General features: G+C 70.5%; 28 protein-coding genes and 2 pseudogenes. 11 read left to right on the top strand and 19 right to left on the bottom strand.

The features are described 5' to 3' along the window. Positions 1-2 precede the first annotated feature (2 nt). Positions 3-122 (top strand): annotated as a pseudogene (locus tag ACZ5GT_RS38340) (site-specific DNA-methyltransferase); the annotation flags it as partial. 227 nt (positions 123-349) lie between these two features. Further along, positions 350-1009, top strand: coding sequence for a hypothetical protein (locus tag ACZ5GT_RS38335; protein WP_469035888.1), 660 nt, complete (start codon positions 350-352; stop codon positions 1007-1009). Positions 1010-1143: 134 nt separating this feature from the next. On the opposite strand, the gene ACZ5GT_RS38330 is transcribed toward ACZ5GT_RS38335, so the two are convergent. From ACZ5GT_RS38330 to ACZ5GT_RS38320, 3 genes are all read right to left on the bottom strand, one after another. Continuing rightward, positions 1144-1368: a hypothetical protein gene (locus tag ACZ5GT_RS38330; protein WP_469035886.1), complete on the bottom strand. Its 225-nt coding sequence runs from the start codon at positions 1366-1368 to the stop codon at positions 1144-1146. 149 nt (positions 1369-1517) lie between these two features. Then, a complete protein-coding gene (locus ACZ5GT_RS38325) occupies positions 1518-1769 on the bottom strand; it encodes a hypothetical protein (protein ID WP_469035884.1) in 252 nt (83 codons plus the stop codon). 23 nt (positions 1770-1792) lie between these two features. Continuing rightward, entirely contained in the window at positions 1793-2638 is an 846-nt protein-coding gene (locus tag ACZ5GT_RS38320) for an SDR family NAD(P)-dependent oxidoreductase (protein ID WP_469035881.1), read from the bottom strand. A gap of 130 nt (positions 2639-2768) precedes the next feature. On the opposite strand from ACZ5GT_RS38320, the gene ACZ5GT_RS38315 reads away from it, so the two are divergent. Beyond that, entirely contained in the window at positions 2769-3344 is a 576-nt protein-coding gene (locus ACZ5GT_RS38315; protein WP_469035879.1) for a TetR/AcrR family transcriptional regulator, read from the top strand. Positions 3345-3612: 268 nt separating this feature from the next. On the opposite strand, the gene ACZ5GT_RS38310 is transcribed toward ACZ5GT_RS38315, so the two are convergent. From ACZ5GT_RS38310 to ACZ5GT_RS38270, 9 genes are all read right to left on the bottom strand, one after another. Next, the gene (locus ACZ5GT_RS38310) at positions 3613-4716 is read right to left on the bottom strand and encodes a baeRF2 domain-containing protein (protein WP_469035876.1); all 1104 of its coding nucleotides are present in this window, start codon (positions 4714-4716) and stop codon (positions 3613-3615) included. Positions 4717-5007: 291 nt separating this feature from the next. Continuing rightward, positions 5008-5808 carry a sigma 54 modulation/S30EA ribosomal C-terminal domain-containing protein gene (locus ACZ5GT_RS38305; protein ID WP_469035874.1) on the bottom strand — a complete coding sequence of 267 codons (801 nt, stop codon included), beginning with the start codon at positions 5806-5808 and terminating at the stop codon, positions 5008-5010. Positions 5809-6308: 500 nt separating this feature from the next. After that, positions 6309-6605 (bottom strand): hypothetical protein, encoded by a 297-nt coding sequence (locus ACZ5GT_RS38300; RefSeq protein WP_469035873.1) that lies wholly within the window; start codon positions 6603-6605, stop codon positions 6309-6311. Positions 6606-6630: 25 nt separating this feature from the next. Beyond that, positions 6631-7482: a TNT domain-containing protein gene (locus tag ACZ5GT_RS38295; protein ID WP_469035870.1), complete on the bottom strand. Its 852-nt coding sequence runs from the start codon at positions 7480-7482 to the stop codon at positions 6631-6633. Positions 7483-7723: 241 nt separating this feature from the next. After that, positions 7724-9103 (bottom strand): sensor histidine kinase, encoded by a 1380-nt coding sequence (locus ACZ5GT_RS38290; RefSeq protein ID WP_469035868.1) that lies wholly within the window; start codon positions 9101-9103, stop codon positions 7724-7726. Then, the gene (locus ACZ5GT_RS38285; protein WP_469035866.1) at positions 9100-9762 is read right to left on the bottom strand and encodes a response regulator transcription factor; all 663 of its coding nucleotides are present in this window, start codon (positions 9760-9762) and stop codon (positions 9100-9102) included. Before ACZ5GT_RS38285 ends, ACZ5GT_RS38290 begins: the two co-directional genes overlap by 4 nt. Further along, entirely contained in the window at positions 9716-10507 is a 792-nt protein-coding gene (locus ACZ5GT_RS38280; RefSeq protein WP_469035864.1) for a phosphatase PAP2 family protein, read from the bottom strand. The genes ACZ5GT_RS38285 and ACZ5GT_RS38280 overlap by 47 nt, the downstream gene beginning before the upstream one ends. Then, positions 10504-11112, bottom strand: a complete 609-nt coding sequence (locus tag ACZ5GT_RS38275) for a phosphatase PAP2 family protein (protein WP_469035862.1) — start codon at positions 11110-11112, stop codon at positions 10504-10506. The genes ACZ5GT_RS38280 and ACZ5GT_RS38275 overlap by 4 nt, the downstream gene beginning before the upstream one ends. Continuing rightward, positions 11109-11645: a DedA family protein gene (locus ACZ5GT_RS38270; protein ID WP_469035858.1), complete on the bottom strand. Its 537-nt coding sequence runs from the start codon at positions 11643-11645 to the stop codon at positions 11109-11111. The genes ACZ5GT_RS38275 and ACZ5GT_RS38270 overlap by 4 nt, the downstream gene beginning before the upstream one ends. Before the next feature lie 135 nt (positions 11646-11780). On the opposite strand from ACZ5GT_RS38270, the gene ACZ5GT_RS38265 reads away from it, so the two are divergent. From ACZ5GT_RS38265 to ACZ5GT_RS38255, 3 genes are read left to right on the top strand one after another with little or no spacing between them, the layout of a single operon-like run. Beyond that, the gene (locus tag ACZ5GT_RS38265) at positions 11781-12152 is read left to right on the top strand and encodes a BlaI/MecI/CopY family transcriptional regulator (RefSeq protein ID WP_469035855.1); all 372 of its coding nucleotides are present in this window, start codon (positions 11781-11783) and stop codon (positions 12150-12152) included. Continuing rightward, positions 12149-13078, top strand: a complete 930-nt coding sequence (locus ACZ5GT_RS38260; RefSeq protein ID WP_469035852.1) for a M48 family metalloprotease — start codon at positions 12149-12151, stop codon at positions 13076-13078. Before ACZ5GT_RS38265 ends, ACZ5GT_RS38260 begins: the two co-directional genes overlap by 4 nt. Positions 13079-13124: 46 nt before the next feature. Further along, a complete protein-coding gene (locus ACZ5GT_RS38255; protein WP_469035849.1) occupies positions 13125-13943 on the top strand; it encodes a COG4705 family protein in 819 nt (272 codons plus the stop codon). A 195-nt stretch (positions 13944-14138) separates the two neighbouring features. Here ACZ5GT_RS38255 and ACZ5GT_RS38250 read toward each other — a convergent pair whose 3' ends face one another. Both ACZ5GT_RS38250 and ACZ5GT_RS38245 read right to left on the bottom strand, forming a co-directional pair. Then, the gene (locus tag ACZ5GT_RS38250) at positions 14139-14333 is read right to left on the bottom strand and encodes a hypothetical protein (RefSeq protein WP_469035847.1); all 195 of its coding nucleotides are present in this window, start codon (positions 14331-14333) and stop codon (positions 14139-14141) included. 128 nt (positions 14334-14461) lie between these two features. Beyond that, a complete protein-coding gene (locus tag ACZ5GT_RS38245) occupies positions 14462-14890 on the bottom strand; it encodes an ATP-binding protein (protein WP_469035844.1) in 429 nt (142 codons plus the stop codon). Between the two features lie 124 nt (positions 14891-15014). Here ACZ5GT_RS38245 and ACZ5GT_RS38240 point away from each other — a divergent pair, with 124 nt between their 5' ends. After that, positions 15015-15878, top strand: a complete 864-nt coding sequence (locus ACZ5GT_RS38240; RefSeq protein ID WP_469035842.1) for a helix-turn-helix domain-containing protein — start codon at positions 15015-15017, stop codon at positions 15876-15878. After that, entirely contained in the window at positions 15875-16069 is a 195-nt protein-coding gene (locus tag ACZ5GT_RS38235; RefSeq protein WP_469035840.1) for a DUF397 domain-containing protein, read from the top strand. Before ACZ5GT_RS38240 ends, ACZ5GT_RS38235 begins: the two co-directional genes overlap by 4 nt. A gap of 20 nt (positions 16070-16089) precedes the next feature. Here ACZ5GT_RS38235 and ACZ5GT_RS38230 read toward each other — a convergent pair whose 3' ends face one another. Further along, positions 16090-16461 carry a hypothetical protein gene (locus ACZ5GT_RS38230; protein ID WP_469035838.1) on the bottom strand — a complete coding sequence of 124 codons (372 nt, stop codon included), beginning with the start codon at positions 16459-16461 and terminating at the stop codon, positions 16090-16092. 303 nt (positions 16462-16764) lie between these two features. On the opposite strand from ACZ5GT_RS38230, the gene ACZ5GT_RS38225 reads away from it, so the two are divergent. After that, positions 16765-17496 (top strand): DUF7873 family protein, encoded by a 732-nt coding sequence (locus ACZ5GT_RS38225; protein WP_469035836.1) that lies wholly within the window; start codon positions 16765-16767, stop codon positions 17494-17496. 393 nt (positions 17497-17889) lie between these two features. Here the strand turns inward: ACZ5GT_RS38225 and ACZ5GT_RS38220 are convergent, their stop codons facing one another. The 4 genes from ACZ5GT_RS38220 to ACZ5GT_RS38205 form a co-directional block, all read right to left on the bottom strand. Continuing rightward, positions 17890-18246, bottom strand: a complete 357-nt coding sequence (locus ACZ5GT_RS38220) for a DUF4158 domain-containing protein (protein ID WP_469035834.1) — start codon at positions 18244-18246, stop codon at positions 17890-17892. 101 nt (positions 18247-18347) lie between these two features. Beyond that, positions 18348-18641, bottom strand: a complete 294-nt coding sequence (locus ACZ5GT_RS38215; RefSeq protein WP_469035831.1) for a hypothetical protein — start codon at positions 18639-18641, stop codon at positions 18348-18350. Next, the gene (locus ACZ5GT_RS38210; RefSeq protein WP_469035829.1) at positions 18641-19156 is read right to left on the bottom strand and encodes a hypothetical protein; all 516 of its coding nucleotides are present in this window, start codon (positions 19154-19156) and stop codon (positions 18641-18643) included. The genes ACZ5GT_RS38215 and ACZ5GT_RS38210 overlap by 1 nt, the downstream gene beginning before the upstream one ends. Positions 19157-19159: 3 nt before the next feature. Beyond that, a complete protein-coding gene (locus tag ACZ5GT_RS38205) occupies positions 19160-19486 on the bottom strand; it encodes a helix-turn-helix domain-containing protein (RefSeq protein ID WP_469035827.1) in 327 nt (108 codons plus the stop codon). A gap of 59 nt (positions 19487-19545) precedes the next feature. Here ACZ5GT_RS38205 and ACZ5GT_RS38200 point away from each other — a divergent pair. Both ACZ5GT_RS38200 and ACZ5GT_RS38195 read left to right on the top strand, forming a co-directional pair. Next, positions 19546-19770 (top strand): annotated as a pseudogene (locus ACZ5GT_RS38200) (Tn3 family transposase); the annotation flags it as partial. Positions 19771-20030: 260 nt separating this feature from the next. Then, positions 20031-22268 (top strand): MMPL family transporter, encoded by a 2238-nt coding sequence (locus tag ACZ5GT_RS38195; protein ID WP_469035824.1) that lies wholly within the window; start codon positions 20031-20033, stop codon positions 22266-22268. The last annotated feature ends 182 nt before the right edge of the window (positions 22269-22450 follow it).

Here is a 22450-nt window from a genome sequence, read left to right as displayed (position 1 = left end):
GCCTCGTGTTCACCGACTGGGGGCAACTGCCCACCACGACCGACGCACTCCAGGCCGCAGGGTGGACCTGGCGCGGTATCGCCTCTTGGCACAAGCCCGTCTCCCGACCGCAGAAGGGTCGGCGAGTGAGCGCGCGAGTTGGCGATCAGAGCGTTCGCGCTCTACGAGCCGGGTCGCGATTGAGTTGGACAGACGCAGGGCATGGGCTCACCCACTGGACCTACGTAGCACGAGAGCCTGTGAGGTGTGCATGGCTGGTTCACGGACCGCGTCGGGGTCGGGGAGCTTATTGGAGCGTTGGGATGAGCGCGGGCTGGCCATAGCCTGTCTTGTCGCCGTCTGCGGATCAGTGACCGCTGCGCTCTTCGGACTGTCTGCCGCCTGGCAGATGCCCTTCCTGTTCACGGCAGTCTACGCAATCCTGCGCTCCCTCGTCCCCATCACCGCATCGAGGCAAGAACTGGCCGATCTCCGCACCGAAGTCGAACTGCTGCGGCGCGACTTCAATCAGGCGAACTCATCACGCATAGAGCATTATCCGGACGCGACGGCTTTTTACAAGGCGGAGGTCGACTATCTCGTCAACCACTGCCCTAGCCATATGGATGCCTGGTATATGCGAATTGAAACGCCGGATGACTTCAGTGCGTCGTCTGCAGCCTTTTCGGACTACTTCCAGGCGGTACTCGACTGGGCGCACAACGGCGGATCGGTGCGGCGCCTGTTCTGCCTCGGTTCGTCCAGGGGGTATGCCAACTGGACAGCACGGCACCGGGAACAGACCCGCCACCTGCGCAGCTACAGCATTCGCCAGGTGAATTGGCCCATCAAGGCCGACCTCATGAGCATGGCCATCATGGACACGAGCGTGGTGTTTCTCGCATTCACCGTCGGTGACCGAGTCCAGGGCATGCGCATTGAGGACAGCGAGGCCGCAGCGTACTTCAAGTCGTACTTCGACCGGCACTGGGAGAACGCCAAGGAGGTGACCCGTACCCCTATGCCGTGAGGTTTGTTCGGAAGGTCTACGCAGCGGGCGCTCGGCTGGTGTAGATAGTCGGCGATCTCTCGCCTTGCATTTCCAGAGGCGCGGGTAGCCCCCGCCGGTGTCGGTGAGGGTCCAGTCGTGGCGGGTGTGGGCGGTCATCGGCTGGCCGGTGCGGGTGATGCCTTCCCAGGCGAAGTCGACAGTGATGTGGTGGTCGCCATCCTCGCCGGGGGGATCACCGGGTCGATCAGGTGGTGGGTGCTGACGTCGACCAGCTCGCCGGCCTGTGCGTACCAGGTGGCGACCTCGTCGAAGGTGTGCAGGATGCGGGCGTCTGACAGGGGCATGGTCAGCTCGGGGTGGAGCAGTTCCCGCAACACCTCGGCGCTGTCCGCGGGCTCGCTCCAGGAGGGAGCACCAGTAGTGGACGAAGGCGAGGACTCGGTTCTCGGGCGGCGCCGTTCAGGCTCGGACCGGCGGTTTCGAAGTCGTGGGTGACCGTGGCCGGGCGGTGTCGGGGCCGGTGTACTCAATGGCGATGCTGCGCAGATGGTGGGCGTTCCGTCCAGGTAGGCCTGGCGGCCCTGGACGTCGGGCTGTCCGCCCTCCGGCGGGCGGCGCAGGGTGAAGTCCTCGGTGACGAGTTCGCCCTGTGGTCGAGGTTGTGCTTGTCGGTCTCGTTGTCGGCGTACCAGCGGTGCACCACGGTCAGAGCGCGGTGCTCGTAGGAGCCGGCGGCAAGGGCGGCGCGGAGGGTGTCGAGTGCGGTGGGTTCGGGCATGATCGGTGTTCCTTTTCCGGGGGTCAGCGAACCCAGTCGGTGGTGAGGGTCTGGACGGCGGAGCCGTCGAGGTCGGCGAGCGTGGTGGCGACGAAGTCGCGGGCCCCCTGCGAGGTCTGGATCCGGAAGGGCGGGCGGTCGGCGGTCAGGGCGTCGATGATCGGGGCGGCGGCCTCGGCCGGGGTCTGCGCGTTGCCGAAGGACTGCTGGGCGCGGGCGATGTACGCCTCAAGGGCGGGGGCGTAGGGGCCGGCTGCGGCGAGCAGGGCGGGGAGGTCCAGGCCGAGGTTGGCCACGAACTCGCTCGCGACCGCGCCCGGTTCGACCACAATGACGTCGACGCCCACGGTGGCGGCAACGGGGGCGAGAGACTGCATAAAACCCTCGACGGCGAACTTGGCCGCGCAGTAAGCCTCGTTGAAGGGCTGGCCGACCACGCCGCCAACGCTGCTGACGTTGATCACCCGCCCCCGGGTGGCGCGCAGGTGCGGCAGCGCGGCGCGGGTGGTGGCCACCACGCCGAAGAAGTTAACCTCCATGGCGGCGCGGACGTCGTCGAGGCTGCTCTGTTCGATGGTGCCGACCTGGGCGGCGCCGGCGTTGTTGACCAGTGCGTCGAGGCGGCCGTGCTCGGCGATCACCTCTGCCAGGCAGGCAGCGATGCTCTCGGGGTCGGTCACGTTCAGGCGCTTGACCTGGACCCGGTCCGCGACACCCGCCTCGGCGGCGGCCTTCCGCAGCGCGTCGGCCTTGCCCGTGTTGCGCATGGTGGCGATGGTGGTCCAGCCGGCCCGGGCGGCGCCGATGGCGGCAGCCTGGCCGATGCCGGATGACGTGCCGGTGATCAGGACGGTCTTCTCGCTGGTCATCAACGGTTCTCCCGTCAGGAGTGATGGGTGTTTCGGCCAATAACCGGGGGACTCCCCGGTTCGCTGCAACGGTAACCGGGGGACTCCCCGGTTGTCCACGTAGACTGGTCTCCAGAGGAAGGGAGCAGCCTTGACCGCCCAGCCGAGCCGGTTGCGGGCCGATGCCCGCCGCAACCGGGAGCGCATCCTCGAAGCGGCTGTGCGCGCCTTCGCCGAGAAGGGCGCGGACGTGCCGATCGACACGATCGCCAGGGCCGCGGGCGTCGGCTCGGCCACGCTCTACCGCCATTTCCCCACCCGCGAGGCACTGGTCGAGGCGGCCTACCGCAACCAGCTGGCCCGCGTCTGCGACAGCGCCACCGAACTGCTGGCCGACAACCCGCCGGACGCGGCGATACGCCTGTGGATGGACAGATTCATCGACTACCTGGCCGCCAAGCAGGGCATGGCCGACGCCCTGCGTGCCGCCGTCGTCTCCGGCGCCGACCCCTTCGCCGAGACCCTCGACAAGCTCGGCACTGCGATCGGCGCCCTTCTGCGCGCCGGCGCCGACGCCCGACTTCTGCGCCCTGACATCGAGCCCATCGACGTCGGCCTCAGCCTCTCCGGCATCGCGCTGGTCACCAGCGCCCCCGACCAGCGCGAACGAGCAGACCGCCTCCTCGACCTACTCCTCGACGGACTCCGCTACGGCGCCGACCGATAACCCATTCCTCGGGCACGCCGGCAGCACCCTGGCCCAGCCAACGCCGAACGCTCAACCCGCCGACTCAACCGCTCACTCGTCAAGTGAAGCGCTCAGTCACAAACAGCCGCCGGATGTCCATGACCATGCAGCCGAAACCTGCACCAAGCGGTGGGGTGGAAGAGGTGCGGGTCGGCGGCGACACCCCCGTTCCGCGGCACGACCAGTTGTGCGTACGACCTTGAGCGCGGGCCGGGGACCGGCGTCGAGCCGCATCTCGGATCCCTGCTCACCTGCCGGATGTGGGATCGGCGTAGCGCAGGAGTACGCCCACGCCCTCGCTCAGCCGCAGCTCCTGCTCGGGCACCACGACCAGTTCGGCTCTTGTGCCGACGACGGCGCGGGCCAGGGCCGTGTCGGCCCGTTCCTCGCTGACCTCCCGTATGCCGTAGGAGCGCAGTTCCTGTTCGGTGAGGGCGAGTTGGCCGGGTTTCGGGCCGACCCACAGGCGCAGCGGCGACTCGGGGTGGTCGTTGAGGAAGAGGGCCTTCACCTTGCCGCGTTGCAGCGCAGACACGGCGGGCGCAAGGCCTTCCGCGAACGCTCCGTCTCGGGCCCGCTCGGCGAGGAAGGCGTCCAGCAGTGCCCGGTCGTGCGCGGCCATGCGCCCTTCGAAGAGGCTTTCGAGGCGCTGCTCCAGCAGCGCCCGCCCGGGCTCGGACTCGCCGGCGCCCGCCACGGTGGTGACCTGCCCGCGCAGGGCGGCCGGGAGCCGGTTGATGAGGATGCCGCGGGCCCAGACGTCTCCGGCGACGACCACCGTCTCGACGTCGATGCGTCGTGCGTGACCTTCCAGCTCGCGGCCGACCTCTCCGGCGGCGCGGGCCCAGTCGGCCACCGGGATCTCCTCGTCCAGGCGGTGGCCCGGCGTGACCTTGGTCAGCGGCCATGCACCCGCTTCGGCCTCGATCCGTACGGTGCCGGTGGCGTCCGTCGAGTGACGGCCGCCGTAGTGCACGTGCACCGCCAGGTACGGAATCCCCGGCGCGTGCTGGACGATCAGCGGCATGGTGTCCGGCAGCGTCCCGAAGTGCGCCGTGTCCCGGGCGGGCGGGGCGGGCAACTCGTCCAGCAGGGCCAGGCGTCCGTGGGCGGTGAACACGGCCTGACCGTGGGTGCCGGGAACGTCCATGTCGCTGCCCACGGTGCCCGCCACCGCGGTGACGGATTCCCGGTCCGCCCCCTCGGACATCAACGCGTCCCGAAGACGCCGCCACCGCAGTCGTACGGCGGCATCGGGATCCTCGAGGGCGGCGTCGCGGGACGTGTCCAGGTAGACGGACGCGAAAGGACCGGACTGCTTGTAGAGAGGTTCCAGGAAGGAGAGTTTCATGGCCACTCCCGAGTGGGCGGTCGGCGCCACGTGCCACCACGCACCCGGGATGCCGCCGCATCAAGACACGTTCGGGGTGGCGTGCCGCGGCTCTTCCAACTCCAGGATGCGCCTGCCTCACGAACCGTGCCGCCCGCCGCACGAGCCGTGGGGGCGGCGGGCCCGGTCTCGCCGGACCGCCGCTGCCGGCGGTGGCGGCGCCCACGCTGCTGATCGTCGGGGACCCCGACCGCGCCGCCGCTCGGCCGAGCCGCCGGGCTTCCCGCGTGGGCGCGGCGCCCCGACGGACCGCTATTCGACGGGAGAGATCAACCCGTAATGGCCGTCGTAGCGGTGGTACAGGACGTTTCCCCGCCCGGTGGTCGCGTCGGCGAAGAACACGAACGGGAACCCGGTGAGATCCAACCGCTGTTTCGCCTCGGCCACGCCCATCCGGGGGGCGGGAAGCTCGCTCGAGGTCAGCGGCACGTTCACGGGGCTGACCAGCTCAGGCTGTGGGTGAATCTGGGCGAGACGGTAGCCCGTCGGGCCCGCCCGGTACAGCACGCTGTCCTCTCCGGTACCCACGTCGGTGAAGAGGTGGAAGTCGTAGTCCATCGTCTCCAACTCGAAGGCCGCCTCGTCGGGCGACTCCCGGGCCAGCGAGAAGGACTTGTGCCGTACGACCTGCCGCTCCTCGGCCGGGCGCGGGAAGTAGTCGGGGCGGTGAGTGGGCTCGCTGCCATGACGCCACTCATGCGGGCCCGGCACGGGTGTCTTGCCCCGCCGGGCCTCCCAGTGCTCCTCCAGCCGCTCCAGCCGCACGGCCAGCCGGTCCTGCAACAGGTCGACGGCCTCGTTCACGTTCATGGCCGCGACGTGCGCACGAGCCGGACGCCCGTTGACGTCCAGGTTCGCCTGGGCGATCGCGGGCCGCTCCATGGCGGGGTTGGCCATGTGGGTCAGTTTGACGCGGGCGTACAGAACCGGTTCCCGTGTCCGGCCGGTGAGCGCCCGTACCTTCTCCTGCGCGTATTCGACGGCTCCCGGCGGCATCTGCCCCTGGGTTTCCACCTGGATCTCGGGAGCCCGCTGTGGTGCCGATCGCTTCATGGCAGCCTCCTCACGCTGTATGTCCCGCTCTCCACACTCGCGCTCATCGGGCCTGTCCGCACGGCCGGCTCTTGATCCCGGCTCCTGGCCGCGGCCGGATCGGGCTTGCGCGCGAGAAAAATGCCCGATTGGTATTGACTCGCGCCAAATAATGGCCATCATGGGAAATAGACCACAACACCGAAAGAGCCCGCAAAACCGGTGAGGACGTCTAGTCGGCGGAGCGACTCGGACAGGATGTGGTTCAGGCCCCCGGCAAGCCGGCGCGATACCGAGGCAGCAGTGACGACTGACGCTTCAGGACACGTGCAGCACTACCGGGGACTGTTTTTGTCCGGGAGCCTTCGCTCGGGCATGGCCCAGGAGCGAAGGCATTGCCGTGCCTGCCCTCTCGAATCTCTCGAACCAGGGCGGGCTCGGACGTGCGCACCCGCACAGGGGGACATGATCACCGCGCGAAAGACTCGGTCCGACGCACCGGGCGCCGGGGCCGAGGTCCGTCAGGAGCGCCGCAGTCGCGCCCGTTCCTCGGGGGTGAGCGGCACGGGCGGCGGTCCCGGGTCGGTCAGTCTGGCGTACATGCTGCGGCACGCCCGGTCCTCGTCGTCGAACCGCTCCAGGGTGGTGCGGACGCCGCGCTGCCGCACGCCCACGACCCAGCCGCCGTCGTCCTGATCGAGGTAGAGGCGGTCCTCCGGCCGGGGCGTGCCGGGCGGGGCGGGGCAGCCGGCGATCTCGTACAGCCCGGCGGGGACGCCGGCCGCGCGCAGCGCTTCGCACAGTTCGTGCCGATCCATGCCCCGGCCCTTCTCTCGTCACGTGTCAGTTGGCGCGTTCCAGGAAGCCGTCCCTGACCAGGGTCCCCACCGTGGCGCCGGTCTTCACGTTCGGGCAGTAGGTGGCCTGCGGAGCGACCGAGGTCACGTACTGCACACCCTGACCGGGCTGCTCGAAGCCGGGGGCGGCCGGACCGGCGCAGACCCGCGTCGGCTTCTTCACCCGGTACAGGGCGTAGTCGTACGGGTGACGCGGGTCCTGCGTGTTGAGGGCGGACGGCGGAATGGACCGCTCCCCGTACCGGGCGCCTTCCGGTGAGAGGAACTTGCCGAACTCGTTGCCGAAGCGGTCCACCAGCTGGCCGACGGGCAGGATGTACTCGGACGCGATGGGCTGGCCCTGGGAGTTGTGGTCGAAGCCGTCGTCCGGGAGCAGTGAGTACTTCCAGTCGCCCTGGCCCTGGTTGGCGGTCGGGTCCCACCACTTGTTCAGGAACTCCACCGGCGTCAGGTTGCCGAAGCGGTTGTACCCCGCGAGGATCCGGCCGAGGATGCCCGTGGTGGGCAGCTTGGCCGGGCCGAACCGCCAGTCGTTGCACACGAAGGGCGTGTGCGCGAACGGGTAGGGCGACGGCACCAGCCCCAGGCAGCGGGTCCGCCCGCCGTCCGGCCCCGGCCCGCCGTGCGTCGGCAGCGCCGGGTTCGTGTCGGTGCCCGAGTCCGAGCCCGAGTCGTCCGACCGTCCGGTGGTCGACTGCTGCTGGTGCGTCGCGGGCCGGTCGGCGGCCCGGTCCTGGGTGTCCGCGGCCGCGGCCGCGGACGAGGGCGCGCCGAGCAGCGCGCCACCGGCGAGGCCGGCCGTCGCGACCAGGGCCGCGCTCCATTGACGGATTGTCACTGATGCCTCCGGAAGATTCGTCCCCGAGCAATCGGAAAGTCATGAATCATCACAGAGGGTCACCGTGACGGCGGCAATCGGGACAGGGCCGAACGGCGCAGCCACCGCTCCGGTCCGACCGCGTGCTGCCCGAATCCTGTTCATCGACGCCGGCGGCACCGTGCGCACCGCTGTGCGCTCCGCGACGCCGGGCCGCAGGGTCGCTGCTCGCCGGCCGGCCGGCAGACGGGCTCGGGTGCCGTCACCCGGCGGGCAGACTGACCACGAACCGTGCCCCGGGTGTGTGTCCGGGGTCGTGGGTCACCTCGCCGCCGGCGGAGCGTGCCAGGCGTCGCGCCAGCGGCAGTCCCAGGCCCGCTCCGCCGTGTCCGTCGCCGGGATCCGCGCGCTGCCCGGGCTCGAAGAGCCGGCCGGCGAACGGAGGCGGTACGCCGGGGCCGTCGTCGATGACGTCGACGCACATGCCGTCGGATGTGCGGTACGCGCGGACGGTGACGCCGGTGCGGGCGTAGCGACAGGCGTTGGCCAGGAGCGGGCTGACGATGCGTTCGAGGAGGGCGGGTGGGACCCCGGCCTCCAGGTGCGGGCCGTCGGTGGTGACGGTCAGGTGGCCCGGGGCGTCCAGGGCTTCGACCAGGCGTCGCAGCACGGGCAGGACCTCGCAGGTGCCCGGGGCGGTGAGTGCGCCGCCCCGGGCGTCGTCGAGGAGGGTGCCGCAGATGGTGCGCATGGACTCGGCGGCATCCGCGATGACCTTGTGGGCGGCCCGGGTCTGGTCGGTGGTGCGGGGGCGGGTCTGCCACCAGTCGAGTTCGGCGATGATCCGGCTCAGCGGCGTACGCAGCTCGTGCGAAAGCTCCCCGGTGAGCTGCCGCTCGTGGCGCAGAAGGGTGCGGATGCGGTCCAGCAGGGCGTCCAGCGACGTACCGAGGCGGGCGAGTTCGGCTGGATGCCGCATGCTGCCGAAACGCTCTTCGGAGGCGACGGCGCTCCACTGGGTGGCCTGATCGGTCATGGTGCGGACGGGGCGCAACGCGCGGCCCACGGCCAGCCGGGTCAGGGCGTAGGTGCAGGCGAGCATGACGGCGTCCAGGGCGAGCGACGCCAGGAGCAGGGTGTCGGCCGAACTCCGGTAGGGGGAGAGGTCGAGAGCGGCGACGACCGTGGCGGCACCCTGGTCTCCCGATACCGGCTGGGAGCAGAGCCGGAGGGGGCGGTGGACGGCGGCGGTGACGCACCGCCGCCCGCCGTGCCCGGCGAGAGTGTCGGCGAGGCGGGTCAGGGGGCCGGCGTTCGGCGGCCCTTCCAGCAGGCGTCGGCCGGTGAAGATCCACACGTTGGCGTCGAGGAGTTCGTCGTGGGAGGTCTCCAGGACGCGTACGGTCGTGCCACTGGTGTCGACGGTTGTCGCGACGGCGGCGGCGCGGGTGCGCAGTTCGTCGTCCGCCTGGTGCTGGAGGCGGTGCTGGGCCACGGCGTTGAAGGCGATGGTGAGCATCAGCATCAGCAGCGCGGCTGTGGTGAGAGCGACGAGGGAGAGCCGGCCGCGCAGTGTGCGGGGTGCCATACGGTGCAGGAGGGAGGTCACGGTGAGCGCCGGCCGGTGGCGGACACCTCTCATGTCAGGCGGTGGCCGATTCCGCGGGCCGTGCCGATCGTCCGGTCGCTGCCCGCCTGGCGGAGCTTGCGGCGCAGTCGGGACAGGTACTGGTCGAGGGTGTTGTCGTGCACGTGAGCGCCTTCGGGCCAGCCTGCCCGGACCAGCTCGCGACGGCGCACGATGCCGCCGGAAGCCGCCATGAGCGCGGCCAGGAGACGGAACTCGGTCGGCGTCAGATCGACCCGGGTGCCACGGACGCCGACCACGTGCCGGACGGCGTCCAGAACCAGGTCTCCCGCCGGGGCGACAGGCGGCGGGGCCGCCCGCTTGACGGCTGCCCGCAGGCGGGCCACGAGTTCGGCGAGGTGGAACGGCTTCGGGAGGTAGTCGTCGCCCCCGGCCGAGAACCCCGACAGCCGGTCGGTCAGCCGGTGACGGGCGGTCAGGAAGATGACCGGGGAGAGGAATCCGTTCGCGCGCATCGCCTGGCACACGTCCCGCCCGTCGGCGTCGGGCAGCCCGATGTCGAGCACGGCGGCGGAGACGTCCGTCGTGGCCAGCCGCAGGGCGGTGGCGCCGTCCGGCGCGGGCACGGTGTCGAAGTCCGCGTCGCGCAGTCCGCGCACCAGCACGTCACGCAGGGCGTGATCGTCCTCGACGACCAGGATCGTCCGACGCATGGTGCTCCTTCCGTTCTCGTGCCGGGCCCGTTCGGCCCCCCGGCGCGGCCGACGGCTCTGCCGTCCCGCGCGCTGTGCTCGTGACCGTCGTCGTGACCGGGGTCCATCGCTCGGGCAGCCACCGGGCGGCGGCGTACAGACACGCTCCCAGCCAGCCGAGGGCGAACAGCCAGCCGCCGACGACATCGGTCAACCAGTGCACCCCGAGGTAGACGCGGGTCAGCCCGACCGACGCGCCCCACATGCCGATGACCAGGATGAGCGGGGTCCGGCGCCGCGGGCCGCGTACGCGGACGGCGCTGATCAGCAGTCCCGCGGTCAGGGCCGCCGTGGTGCTGTGACCGGACGGGAACGCCCATCCCGAGGCGTGCGTCCGCCAGTCCGTCAGGGGCGGCCGCGGCCGGGCGACGAGCGCCATCACCGCGTACCGCAGCGCCTGGCCCGCCCCGAGGCAGGCCAGACCGAGCGCGACGAACAGCGCCCGCTGCCGGAGGGTGCGTCCCGCGGTGATCCCGGCCAGGGCGGTCAGCGCGAACGGTACGGCACCCGTCCCGGTGGCGGTCAGCCCGCGGGCGAATGCCACCGCCACGTCCGGCCGATGGGCGACGGACCACGGCAGGAGGCCGCCGTCCGCGAACAGCGGCACGCCGTCGTGGCCCACCACGACCATGGTCAGCACGCCGAACGCCGTCCACGCGCCGAGGCCGCAGCCGCCCGCCAGTCCGGCGACGTCGCCGCGCTTCACGACGCCGCCAGCAGCAGCGGACGCAAACGGGTCGACATGAGCCGCGAAGCCAGGGCCTCCGCACGGCTGCGCCATACGGGCATGGCGAGCACCGCGGTCAGGACGCCCACCACGACCCCTGCCACCACGTCGTGGGGGTAGTGCGCGCCGACCCAGACCCGCGAGGCCGCCATCGCACCGGCGGCCACGACGGCGACCGCACCGAGCCGGCGGGAGACGAACAGCAGGGCGGCGGCCGCCGCGGCGGCGATGGCCGCGTGGTTGCTGGGGAAGGACCAGTCGCCGGGCGCCGGACACGCCTCCAGCGTGACCACCCGCAGGCTCTGGCAGGGCCGGTCCTCACGAACCAGCGACTTCAGCGCCACGTCCACCCCGGAGGCCAGGACCACGACGAACGGCACAGCGAGCGCCGTCAGCGACGCGGTGGCGCCCACCCGCCGGGCGCGCCACCAGCCGAGGGCCATGAGCACCCCGAACAGGGCGAGCCCGTAGGCCGACCACGCCGACACCGTGTCGTCCAGCCACGCGGGAGCGTGCCGGGCGAGGCCCACCACGTCGGTGTAGGCCGAGCCGTCGACCGACGAGCCGTCGAGGGCGAGCATCATCCGCGTGCCTCCTTCGTCTTCGCGGCCCGGCGCGAGCGGTACACCTCGGAGGCGAGCGGCATCGGCGACAGGGCCACGATCACCGCGACCGCCGGTGGATTCAGGACCGTGCGCACCACCGGAACGAAGCGGGCCAGGACGATCGCCTTCGCATACCCGTAGCGCTCCAGCAGTTCCTCGGCCCGGTCGGCCCCCTCGTGCAGGCGAGCCGAGCGGCTTCGGGCGAGCAGGGCGCCGCCCGCTCTTCGGCCCAGGAGGTATCCGCACTGCGAGCCCGCCGGCGCCCCCACCGCGGCGGCGGCCAGGAGCGGGCCGAGCGACAGCCTGACGCCGCGGCCGGCAGCGCCGGTGCACAGCAGGCCGGCCGTGCACAGCAGGCCGGCCGTGAACAGCAGCGAGTCGCCCGGGATCAGCAGCCCCGTCCCGGCGAACAGCACCACACCCACACCCAGCATGCCGAAGGCGGACGGCAGCGACCGTGCGTCGAGCATATCGACGGCGAGCTGCGACGATAGGCGCATGGCTGTGGTCATCGTCAGGAGCCCCTTCATCCTTCTTCCGGACCGTCGGACGCGGCAGAACGGCGCCACGGCGGCATCCGACGACTGACTACAGTCCTGTAGACAGTCTACTGAACTGTAGACGATGGCGGAATGAGGAAGGTTCCCATGACCGACCCGAGGGACGAGAGACGGCCGGCCGGCGAGCTCGAAGCCGCCGTCCTCGCCGCGCTGTGGGCCGCCGGATCCCCGCTCACGGCCGGACGGGTGCAGACCGAACTCGGCTCCGGCCTGGCCCGCACGACAGTGGCGACGATACTGACCCGCCTGCACGAGAAGGGCGTCGTCGGCCGCGAGCGGCAGGGGCGCGGCTACGCCTACTTCCCGGTGCAGGACGCTCCCGGCCTGACCGCCCGGCGCATGCACACCGAACTGGACCGGGACACCGACCGGGAGACGGTCCTGGCCCGCTTCGTCGCCCAGCTCAGCCCCGGTGACGAGCAGCTGCTGCGCCAGCTCCTGGAGGGTGACGAGCGGTGATCGCCCTGCTGCTCGTACCGCTGGGCCTGCCCTTCCTCGCGCCGACGCTGGCCCGCCGAACCCTCGACCGGCTGGCCCCCGCCGCCGCGCTGTGGGTCCTCACCGCCTCGGTTCTGGCGCTGGCCGGAGCCTGCGTCGCCGCCCTGGGCGCCCTGGTCCTGACCGGACTGCTCGAAGTCCCCGCCTTCGCCGCCCTCGGTGAGCTCATCCACCCCCTGCGGACCCCCTCGGACCACCTTGTCCTGCCCGCGGCCATGGCGGCCACCGGAGTGCTCACCCTCAGCGCCGGTACCTTCGCGCACTCGGCCTTCCGGCAGACCCGCGCCTTCCGCACCGCCCGCACACAGGCCGACCGCAGCCCCGCCGCGGGCGACCTGTGCGTCGTCGACTCGCCCCACCCGGACGCGTACGCCCTGCCTGGACGGCCCCAGCGCATCATCGTCACCACCGCCATGCTGCGCAGCCTCGGCCCCGCCGAGCGTGAGGCGCTCTTCGCCCATGAACGCGCCCACAACCGGGCCGGCCACCACTACTTCCTGGCTGCCGCCGAGCTCGCCGCCCACTGTCACCCCGCCCTGCGTTCCGCCCGCGGAACCATCCGGCTCGCCGCCGAGCGGGCCGCCGACGAGGCCGCCGCGACCGCCCTCGGCGACCGGCGTCTGATCGCCACGGCCATCGCCCGCGCCGCCCTCGCCGGGCACGCCTCCCCGTCCTCCCGGCCGGACTTCGCACCCGCGGCGACGGCCAGCCCGGTTCCGCAACGCGTCGCCGCCCTCCTCGAACCCTCCGCGGGGCGCTCCCGTGCCGCGCGCCGTACGGCGATCCTCCTCGTGGCCTGCACGGTCCTGTCCGTCGTCGCGGGAACGGCCGATGTCGTGGAGTTCCACCACCGGGTCGAGATAGCCCAGGGCGAGGAGAGCCCCTGACGGCAGTCAGGATGCGTTCAGGCAACCGCTGGCAACGTCGGGCCCCATGACGTACGAACTCTCCGAGACGCCTGCTGCCGAACGGCCCGACCGCCGTCTGCTCCGGAACAAGGTTCCCGAGGTCACCGCCTACTTCTGGATCATCAAGGTGCTGTGCACGACGGTCGGCGAGACCGCGGCCGACCTGCTCGACGAGAAGGCCGGCCTGGGCCTGACCGGAGTGTCGGTCCTGATGAGCGCGCTGCTCGCGGTCGTCCTGGTCGTCCAGTTCCGCACCACCGCCTACCGCGCGGGCGTGTACTGGCTCGCCGTCGCCCTGATCAGCGTGGTCGGCACCCTGATCAGCGACAACCTGACCGACAACATGGGCGTGCCGCTGGAGACCAGCACCACGGTGTTCGCGATCGTCCTCGCGGTCGTCTTCGTCGTCTGGTACCGGCGTGAGCGGACCCTGTCGATCCACAGTATCGACACCACGAGCCGTGAGTCGTTCTACTGGCTTGCGGTGCTGTTCACCTTCGCCCTCGGCACGGCGGCCGGCGACCTGGTCTCCGAGCGCATGGGCCTCGGCTACTGGCTCTCGGCGGTCCTGTTCGCCCTGGCCATCGCCGCCGTGGCGGTCGCGCACCGCGCGCTGGGTCTGGACGCGGTGTGGGGCTTCTGGATCGCCTACGTCCTCACCCGCCCGCTCGGGGCCTCGATCGGCGACTACCTCTCCCAGCCGACCGGCGACGGCGGCCTCGGTTTCGGCACCGTCGTCACCAGCGGGCTCTTCCTGGCCGTCATCCTCGCCCTGGTGGTGTACCTGGCAGTGACCCGCAAGGACGTCGCGGACCCCGCGCGCGTCGCTCGGCAGACGGCCTGAACGGCGCGGGAGGCGTTCAGGCCGTCAAGCGGCGTCCGGGCCGACCGGAAGCTCATCGCCCGGCTGACGCACGGCAGCTCGTGGCGCGGGGAATCGCAGCGTGACGCGTGCGCAGCCGCGCGCTCGCCGGCCGGCTTGGCGTCGCTGCCTGCAGGGCCTCCTTGTCCGAGGGATCGGGCAGGTTCCGCGAGGTGTTCACAGCAGCACCTCCACGTATCCTCGCCGGGTTCCCCTCGGGATGCCGTTCTGTCCGCTCCGGCAGCGCTGCCAGACCTCGTCGTAGACCCCTAGACTTTCGAACACCTTGTGGTCGTCCGGCGCCATGGCCCCGGTCACCCCAAGCGCGCGGAAGTCCTCCGTCGCCGCGAGCCGCAGGACGTATGCGTCCACGCCGCACCCGTGGCCATCTCCACCAGCGCGAAGTGGACCCGCAGCTCCTCCAGCAGGCCGTAAACCCGTCGGCCGTTATCAGTCGAGGTGGACGCCCGTCAGCGGGCGGGCTTTATCAGGCGCGCTTGTCAGTAGAGCGGGAGACGGGCCCACACGGTCTTCCCGGAGGGCGGCCAGGGCTCCCATCCCCAGCTCATGGCGAGGGCTTCGACGAGGAGCAGGCCGCGGCCGGATTCGGTGACGGGCTCGGGTGCGGTCGTACGAGGCCGGGGCGCGCGGTCGCCCCGGGGGTCGGTGACCTCGACACGGAGGGTGTCGGCGTCGGGCGCATCGACGGTGAGCGTGAGCCGGAATCCGCGGCCCTGAGCCCGGCCGTGGGTCACCGCGTTCGCGGTCAGTTCGGCGACGACGAGCGCGGCGGACTCGCTCACCGTGCAGGCCGGCGGCCATCCCCACGCGTCGAGCTGCTGCACGGTCAGCAGACGGGCCAGGCGGGCGCCGCGCGGGGTGGAACTGAGGAGCTGGCTGAATCGAAGGGGGGAGATCTGCGTCTTCACGTCACCGAGCGTGGTCGGCTCGCTCTACTCTGACCAGCACATCCCTCAGTACGGAGGGTGCCTGTACCGACACGGAAAGTGCCGTGTGCGGGGTGTCGGCGGTGACCTGGGAAAGGGGGCAGTCGTGTCTGAGGTGGCTGGTGAGGCGCAGGGGGCCTACGACGAGGCCGAGTTGAGCGGTGACCTGATGCGAGCGGTGGGCAAGCAGGTCAAGCTGCTCCGGGAACGGGCCGGGTTCACGCAGCGGGAGCTGGGGGACCGGCTCGGCTACAGCGAGGACCTCGTCTCCTCGCTGGAACGGGGGAGGCGGACGCCGCAACGGGAGTTCCTGGAGGCGGCGGACGAACTGTTGGGAGCGGGCGGGTTGCTGCGCGCCACGATCGAGGACGTCGAGCGGGCCAAGGCGAAGGCGCGGGTCCGGCATCCGGCCTGGTTCCGGGACTATGCGCGGTTGGAACGGGAGGCTGTTGAGATCAACGACTACAACTGCCACGACATTCCGGGTCTGTTCCAGACCGAGCGCAGGATCCGGGCGCTGTACGAGATGCGCAAGCCGCTCTTGGACGAGGAGACGATCGAGCAACGCGTTGTCTCTCGGCTGGCACGACAGGAGATCCTGCCCCGTTGGCCGCTGCCGATGATCACTTCCGTCATCGAAGAACGCGTGCTGACGCGCCCTCTGGGAGGGCGAGAGGTCCACAAGGAGCAGTTGGAACAGCTGCTTCGACTGGCTCAGCTGCGAAATGTGGAGTTGCAGGTGATGCCGAACGACCGCACTCAACACGCAGGGATGGGCGGGTCCTTCATCCTGTTGACTCCCAAAGGGAAGCCCCAACTGGGGTACACGGAGGCGCAGAGTTCCAGCCGACTGATCACGGATGCTGAGGAAGTCCGCATCTTGGCGGCGCAGTACGGCAGCATCAGGGCGCAGGCGCTTACGATGCAGGAGTCCCTTGCCTTGATCGAGAAGATGGTGGCAGAGCTATGAGTACTGCGGAATCCGCTCCTCTCACATGGTTCAAGAGCAGCTACAGCGGCAACGAGGGCGGTGCATGCCTCGAAGCCGCCGTCACGCCCGGCGCCGTCCACATCCGCGACTCCAAGGTGCCGGCCCGAGCCCAACTCGCTTTCCCGCGCTCGGAGTGGGCCGCGTTCCTGCGGTTCGCCGTCGGGCGCTGACCCACTGGCGGGCCGCCAGGTCAGGCCGACGGAGACGGTGAGTCCGGCGTCTCGGCCTGGTGGCGCCACCCCGTCGACACGCTCGGGGGGATCTTCGTCGTCAGGCCGTCGGCCTTGGTGAAGGCGAGACTCCGGTTGTAGGCGCCGCCGCCGCAGTTGTCGGACTGGTAGGTGAGGCGTACGTCGGAGGAGGCGTCGATCACGGGGCTGTCGCTTCCCCGGCGGGTGACCCGGAACCGGACCGGGCCGCTGTGCGGATCCGCGTCCTCGGGGAGGCGGAGGTGCACTTGGGTGAGGTCCTCCTGCTTCAGCTCGCCCTCGGTGCACCTGCCCCGTGCGCACAGCTCGTACGAGGCTCCGGCGAGGCCGGTGTACCCCTCCTGGAGGAACATCAGGTGGATCTCGGACTCGACGCCTCAGCCGGCGCACGCCTGCTGGGAGTTGGGGGTGCACGCCGACGCGGCCGCCGCCACGGCGGACACGACCGCGACACGCCCGGTCCGATCCTTCGTCCCACCATGGTCCGCCCCCTCCCGAAGGTGCCTTCCCTGCCGACATGGTCCCTTGCGATCGCCCCGGCGTCGATGCGGCCGTTCGTCGGACCTCGCTGCGGGAGCGCCCGTCAGCCGGGCGAAAACCATTGGCAGTCGAGGACGTGCGGTGCGTACGTTCCTCTTGTTCGAAGGGGGGACCCAGTGGCGAAGCTCAATCAGATCATCGCTGTCGAAAAGGGCGTCAAGAGCAAGTCGGTGCAGGATGTCACCGCGGCTCACCAGAAGGTGCAGAAGCCGGCTCTGCTGGCCGGTATCTCGCGTACGTACCAGCCGAAGGACGAAGAGGGCGAGCAGCTGCCGCCGGAGTCCACGCGGGTGCAGGTCAAGGCCGAGGACGTGCTGCGCGAGATGGCCGCGTCGCTGACCCGTCTGTTCGACGTCACCGCCACCAAGGACTGGGCCAACTGCACGGCCCGCGCGGACGTCTCCGTCGACGGGCGGACGGTTCTCGCGGAGGTCCCGGTCAGTCATCTCCTCTTCCTGGAGAAGCAGCTCACCGACCTGCACGCCTTCGTGAAGAAGCTGCCCGTGCTGGACGCCGCCGAGTCCTGGTCGCTGGACCCGTCGACGGACTGGTGGAAGACGGACCCGGTCCGCACCATCCGGACCAAGAAGGTCCCGCGCAACCACGTCAAGGCCGAGGCGACCGACAAGCACCCGGCGCAGGTCGAGGTGTACTACGAGGACGTGCCCATCGGGTACTGGACGACCGTGAAGTTCTCCGGAGCGCTTCCGGCGCGGCGGGTCAACGAGCTGGTGGAGCGGATCGAGAAGCTCCAGCAGGCCGTCAAGTTCGCCCGCGAGGAGGCCAACGGCGCCGAGGTCGACGACCAGCGCGTCGGCGACGCGGTGTTCGGCTACCTGTTCGGTTGACGCGGCAGTCCGCCCGTAACAGCAGCAGGCGGCATACTGATCGCCCCCGCGTGCGAGCGCGGGGGTGCGCAACCAGGCGCGGACCGATTGAGGACCGGTCCGCGTCATGAGCGCAAGCTGAAACTGACGTTCAGCCTGAAGACCGCGGTCGACAGTGGAGGTTCGAATCCTCCCCCCGGCACTGGCAGCACCACGGGCCGGGGTAGCCCAATCCGGAAGAGGCGGGCCGCTTCAATCTCAGACTCTCGCTCATGCTTCAGCATTCGCCGCCGATCGCCGGCGCGACCGGGGACGGACGAACGCCGTCGGATGCGAGTTCGACTCTCGCCTGCACCTCTCGCGGTGCGGTAGTTCAAAGGAAGAACACGACGGCCTGATGACTGATCCGTCCTCTTAAACGCCGTCGGCGTACGCAAATGGGTGGCATCCCCAGAGGCCTGGGAGCTGGATACGACTCCCGGGCCTCGCCACGCTCTCCGGCGAGGCACGCAGCTCGTGACCTGTCGAGAACGTCCCACCGGTGAGCCACGGACGCGCGCGGTGAGAAGCGACCTGCTGGGCGACGTACGACACCGCCGGCACCGGGATCTCCCCTGCGTCCTCCGGGAACCGGGCCTCCACCTCAAAGAACTTCAGCAACAACGCGAACCCCAACCGGTTCGCCCCCGACTTGTTCCGCAGCCGCTCCTGGTCCTCCTCCAACAGCGTCCAGACCTCGATCAGATCCTCCGGCTCCCACTCCTGCCGCACCCCGCGCTCCCTCCGGTCGTCATGACCGAACCAACCTCGCCAAGCACGGTCCCCGATGAGCCCAGAAGATCAAAAGCCCTGACAAGCACAACCCAGATCCGCTACAGAGAGCTACTTGTCACTTCGCCGTAGCCTCGGGAGGACAGGGCCTTGGCCGGCGAGCCATGCGAGGAAGACACCGGCCTGGGTGACTTCCTGCTGGTGTGGTTGGTCTGGGAGCGTCCCAGCGGTGCCTTCTCTGCCTTGGCCCGCAGGCGCCGCATCTGGTGCCAGGTGGCGAAGTGTCGTAGAAGCTGACGGTGCTCGGGCTCCTCGATGGAGGCGAGCCGTTCGGTCAGCCACCGCTGGTAGAGGAGGAGCTGCCGGTCGACTCGCGGGAGGACGCCACTGTCCATCAGCAGGTCACGCAGGTGAGTAACGGTTCGCCAAGGGGTTTCCTGAGCGGGATGCTGCCGGTGGCCAGCCCCTGGAGGAGACGGACGACGTTGGGGTTGCGCAGCCAGATCAGTCGGCTCTTGGGCCGGTCCATCTCCAACAGGATCTTGACCAACGGCAGGAACTCCGGGGCGACACGGCCAGTGCCGTCGTCGAGGAGGTGGGCAAGCGTGTCGGCGAGGGTGCACTGTTCGCAGAGACGCCCACCGAGTAGGAGTCCCTCGAAGCCGCAGCGATCACAGAAGAAGTCGCGGACGATGCCCGCGCAGTCGCGGCAGATCGGTGTGCCATCGGTGTCCCGTCCGGGCAGCAGCCGGTCGGTGTCGCAACAGGGGCAGCGGCCGCGGACGCGCATCGCGCGTTCGTAGCAGGTCCGGCAGATCGGACCGTCTGACCACTCGGCGGACTTCGAGGCCCGACGGCCGCAGCGTGCGCAGTCACGAATCATCCACCGCTCGTACTCCTCCGGCGTCACCGCTCACCCTTCGGGCGTCAGCCGGACCCGTGTGGGTCGTCGGGCGGCCAGGTTGATCGGTGCTTCCTCGCCGGCCACGCGGCGGGCCGGGAGGTTCTGGGCGGAGGTGGTGATCAGGTCGGTGGGCGTGCAGTCGAGGATGCCGCAGAGGGTGGCCAGAACGGGCAGGGACAGGCGTTCCGGGGTGCCGGAAACCAGGCGGTGGACTTGGGAGGAGGACAGCGTGATGCCGCGTTCGGTCAGGTGCGGCATGAGCTCGGCGACAGTGAACATGCCGCGGGCGGCCATCAGCTCGCGCAGGCGCCACCGGTAGCTGATCTGGCGTGGCATCAGGAGTTGCTGGTGCTCACGCGCGACGACCTCGATGAACGGGGTGTCGCCCCGGCTTGACCACGAAGTACATCGACGACGCCGTCGCCCAGCTGCGGGCCGAGGGCCACGAGATCCGCGACGAGGATGTCTCACGCCTGTCGCCGCTGAAGCACAAGAACCTCAACGTGCTCGGCCGCTACAGCTTCACCCCGTCCGTCCCGGCCGGCGACCTGCGACCGCTGCGCGACCCGGACGCCCCCGGGCTGGACGACGAGGAAGAGGACGACGGAGCGGAGGACTGAACGCCGATGCCCTTGCCGAGTGCTGGCGGGCCCGCCGGCCGGGCCCGGCTGCCGCCCCGGAAGAGATGCCGTGGCCGATCTTCTTCGCCCCGCGGTCATCCTCAGGTAGGAGGACGGCGTCCTCGTCTCGCACGAGGACGGCCCCTTGCCTGCTGCACGGCCACGAGGAGCAGGTCACGGCACGGGCAGGATGCTCCGGCGGCACCTGGAAGGACAGCCTTGGTACCTACCTGAGAACTCATGTTGGAGAGACCTTTCTCGTGGCTACCTTCCTGTACCGACTGGGCCGGACCGCCTTCCGGCGGCGCTGGCTCGTGACCTTGTTGTGGGTGGTGGTCCTTGGCGGTGTCGGTCTCGGCGCCGCCAAGGCCCCGGCCGCCAGTGACGACGGCACGTCGTTCATGCCCGGCATCGAGGCCCAGAAGGCGTTCGACCTCATCGGTGAGCGATTCCCCGGCTCGGATGCCGACGGCGCGAACGCCCGCATCGTCTTCATCGCCCCCGGCGGGGAGAAGGTGACGGCCGAGGAGAACCAGGCCGCCATCGGCGAGCTGGTGTCCGCGGTCGCCGATGGCGCGCAGGTGGACAGCGCCGTCGATCCTTTCAAGGCCCACGCGGTCAGCAAGGACGCCTCGACCGCGTACGCCACGGTCAACTACAAGGTCAAGGCTGACGACCTGACCGAAGCCAGCAAGGACGACCTCGAAAAGGCCGTCGCCCAGGCCCGCGAAGCGGGGCTCACGGTGGAAGTGGGCGGCACCGCTCTCGCCTCACAGCCGGCCGCAGGGGGGTCGGCCGAGGCGATCGGTATCGCCCTCGCCGCCGTCGTCCTGCTGATCACCTTCGGCTCCCTGGCCGCGGCCGGGCTGCCGCTGCTCACCGCCGTCATCGGCGTCGGTGTCAGCATGTGCGCGATCCTCGCTCTCGGCAGCGCCCTGGGGCTGTCCATGACCACTGGCACGCTCGCCTCGATGCTGGGGCTCGCGGTCGGCATCGACTATGCCCTTTTCGTCGTCTCCCGCTACCGGGAGGAGCGCGCGAACGGACACGACCCGCGGGAAGCGGCGGGCCTCGCGGTCGGCACGGCCGGTTCCGCCGTGGTCTTCGCCGGTCTGACCGTGATCATCGCGCTCGCCGGCCTGTCCGTGGTCGGCGTGCCGATGCTGACCAAGATGGGTCTGTGCGCCGCCGGAGCGGTCGCCGTCGGTGTCCTGGTCGCGCTGACCCTGGTGCCCGCGCTGCTCGGGATGTGGCCGAACGCCGTCCTGTCCCGCACGGTCCGCAAGCCCGGCAAGCGGGACGGCGGCACCGGGCGCCGCTCCGGGACCGCCGGCAGTGGCGGGACCCGGTGGGCGCGCTTTGTGATGAGGCGGCCTGTGGCGGTCCTTCTGCTGGGTGTGGCCGGTCTGGGAGCCCTGGCGCTGCCGGCCGCTCAGCTGGAGATGGGCATGCCCGGCGCTGAGGCGAAGCCCACGTCGACGACGGAGCGACGTGCCTACGACGCGTTGGCCGACGGCTTCGGTGCGGGTTTCAACGGACCGCTGACCATCGTCGCCGACGTCAAGGGAGCCACGGACCCGCAGGCGGCCGCGGCGACGATGGCCGAGCAGATCAAGGGCACCGAAGGCGTCGTGTCCGTCACACCCCCGCAGTTCAACGTGGCCGGGGACGCCGCACTCTTCTCCGCCGTGCCGGCCACCGGCCCGAACGAGGAAGCCACAAAGGACATCGTTCAGACCATCCGGGCGGAACGTCCCAAGCTGGAGGCGGACACCGGCGCGACGTTCGAGGTCACCGGCAGCACGGCGATGAACATCGACGTCGCGCAGGCCCTTCAGGACGCCCTGGTGCCCTACCTGGCTGTCATCGTGCTGCTGTCCCTGCTGCTGCTCCTGATCGTCTTCCGCTCGATTCTCGTGCCCATCAAGGCGGCTCTCGGGTTCCTGCTGTCGGTACTCGCCTCGCTCGGGACGGTCGTTGCGGTCTTCCAATGGGGCTGGGGCGCCGAACTGCTGGGCGTGGAACAGACCGGCCCGATCATGAGCCTCATGCCGATCTTCCTGGTGGGCATCGTGTTCGGCCTCGCCATGGACTACGAGGTCTTCCTCGTCTCCCGCATGCGCGAGGCATACGTCCACGGTGAGCGCCCCGGCCAGGCCGTGGTGAGCGGTTTCCGGCACAGCGCCCGCGTGGTCGTCGCCGCGGCCGTGATCATGATGGCGGTGTTCTCCGGCTTCATCGGGTCCGGGGAGTCCATGATCAAGACGATCGGGTTCGGTCTCGCTGTCGCGGTCCTCTTCGACGCCTTCGTCGTCCGCATGGCCCTGGTGCCTGCCGTACTCGCCCTGCTGGGGGACAAGGCATGGTGGCTGCCCCGGTGGCTCGACAAGGCACTGCCCCGAGTCGACGTCGAGGGCGCCGCACTCACCTCCCAGACGCAGGCATCCGCTGCCACGGGCTCTGAGGCTCGCACGCGGGAGCCGGCCCGCACCGTCTGACACGAAACCGGTCCCAAGACGCGGGGGGGGGGGGGGGGGGGGGGGGGGGGGGGGGGGGGGGGGGGGGGGGGGGGGGGGGGGGGGGGGGGGGGGGGGGGGGGGGGGGGGGGTGGAGGGGGGGGGGGGGGGGGGGGGGGGGGGGGGGGGGTTTGTGTGGTTTTTTTTTTCTCTTTTTTTTTTTT

It is taken from the genome of Streptomyces sp. NPDC031340 (genome assembly GCF_055569945.1).
Note: the sequence above shows the minus strand (reverse complement) of the source record. Positions and strands in the feature narration are given on the sequence as shown.

What these genes read in the sequence shown, in the direction of transcription:
- ACZ5GT_RS38275 (WP_469035862.1), bottom strand. Translation starts at nt 11,112, where the DNA reads ATGATGCTCGCCCTCGACGGCTCGTCGGTCGACGGCTCGGCCTACACC.
- ACZ5GT_RS38290 (WP_469035868.1), bottom strand. Translation starts at nt 9,103, where the DNA reads ATGAGAGGTGTCCGCCACCGGCCGGCGCTCACCGTGACCTCCCTCCTG.
- ACZ5GT_RS38270 (WP_469035858.1), bottom strand. Translation starts at nt 11,645, where the DNA reads ATGACCACAGCCATGCGCCTATCGTCGCAGCTCGCCGTCGATATGCTC.
- ACZ5GT_RS38265 (WP_469035855.1), top strand. Translation starts at nt 11,781, where the DNA reads ATGACCGACCCGAGGGACGAGAGACGGCCGGCCGGCGAGCTCGAAGCC.
- ACZ5GT_RS38205 (WP_469035827.1), bottom strand. Translation starts at nt 19,486, where the DNA reads ATGCCACGCCAGATCAGCTACCGGTGGCGCCTGCGCGAGCTGATGGCC.
- ACZ5GT_RS38305 (WP_469035874.1), bottom strand. Translation starts at nt 5,808, where the DNA reads ATGAAGCGATCGGCACCACAGCGGGCTCCCGAGATCCAGGTGGAAACC.
- ACZ5GT_RS38215 (WP_469035831.1), bottom strand. Translation starts at nt 18,641, where the DNA reads ATGGACAGTGGCGTCCTCCCGCGAGTCGACCGGCAGCTCCTCCTCTAC.
- ACZ5GT_RS38230 (WP_469035838.1), bottom strand. Translation starts at nt 16,461, where the DNA reads ATGTTCCTCCAGGAGGGGTACACCGGCCTCGCCGGAGCCTCGTACGAG.
- ACZ5GT_RS38320 (WP_469035881.1), bottom strand. Translation starts at nt 2,638, where the DNA reads ATGACCAGCGAGAAGACCGTCCTGATCACCGGCACGTCATCCGGCATC.
- ACZ5GT_RS38235 (WP_469035840.1), top strand. Translation starts at nt 15,875, where the DNA reads ATGAGTACTGCGGAATCCGCTCCTCTCACATGGTTCAAGAGCAGCTAC.
- ACZ5GT_RS38325 (WP_469035884.1), bottom strand. Translation starts at nt 1,769, where the DNA reads ATGCCCGAACCCACCGCACTCGACACCCTCCGCGCCGCCCTTGCCGCC.
- ACZ5GT_RS38300 (WP_469035873.1), bottom strand. Translation starts at nt 6,605, where the DNA reads ATGGATCGGCACGAACTGTGCGAAGCGCTGCGCGCGGCCGGCGTCCCC.
- ACZ5GT_RS38285 (WP_469035866.1), bottom strand. Translation starts at nt 9,762, where the DNA reads ATGCGTCGGACGATCCTGGTCGTCGAGGACGATCACGCCCTGCGTGAC.
- ACZ5GT_RS38310 (WP_469035876.1), bottom strand. Translation starts at nt 4,716, where the DNA reads ATGAAACTCTCCTTCCTGGAACCTCTCTACAAGCAGTCCGGTCCTTTC.
- ACZ5GT_RS38255 (WP_469035849.1), top strand. Translation starts at nt 13,125, where the DNA reads ATGACGTACGAACTCTCCGAGACGCCTGCTGCCGAACGGCCCGACCGC.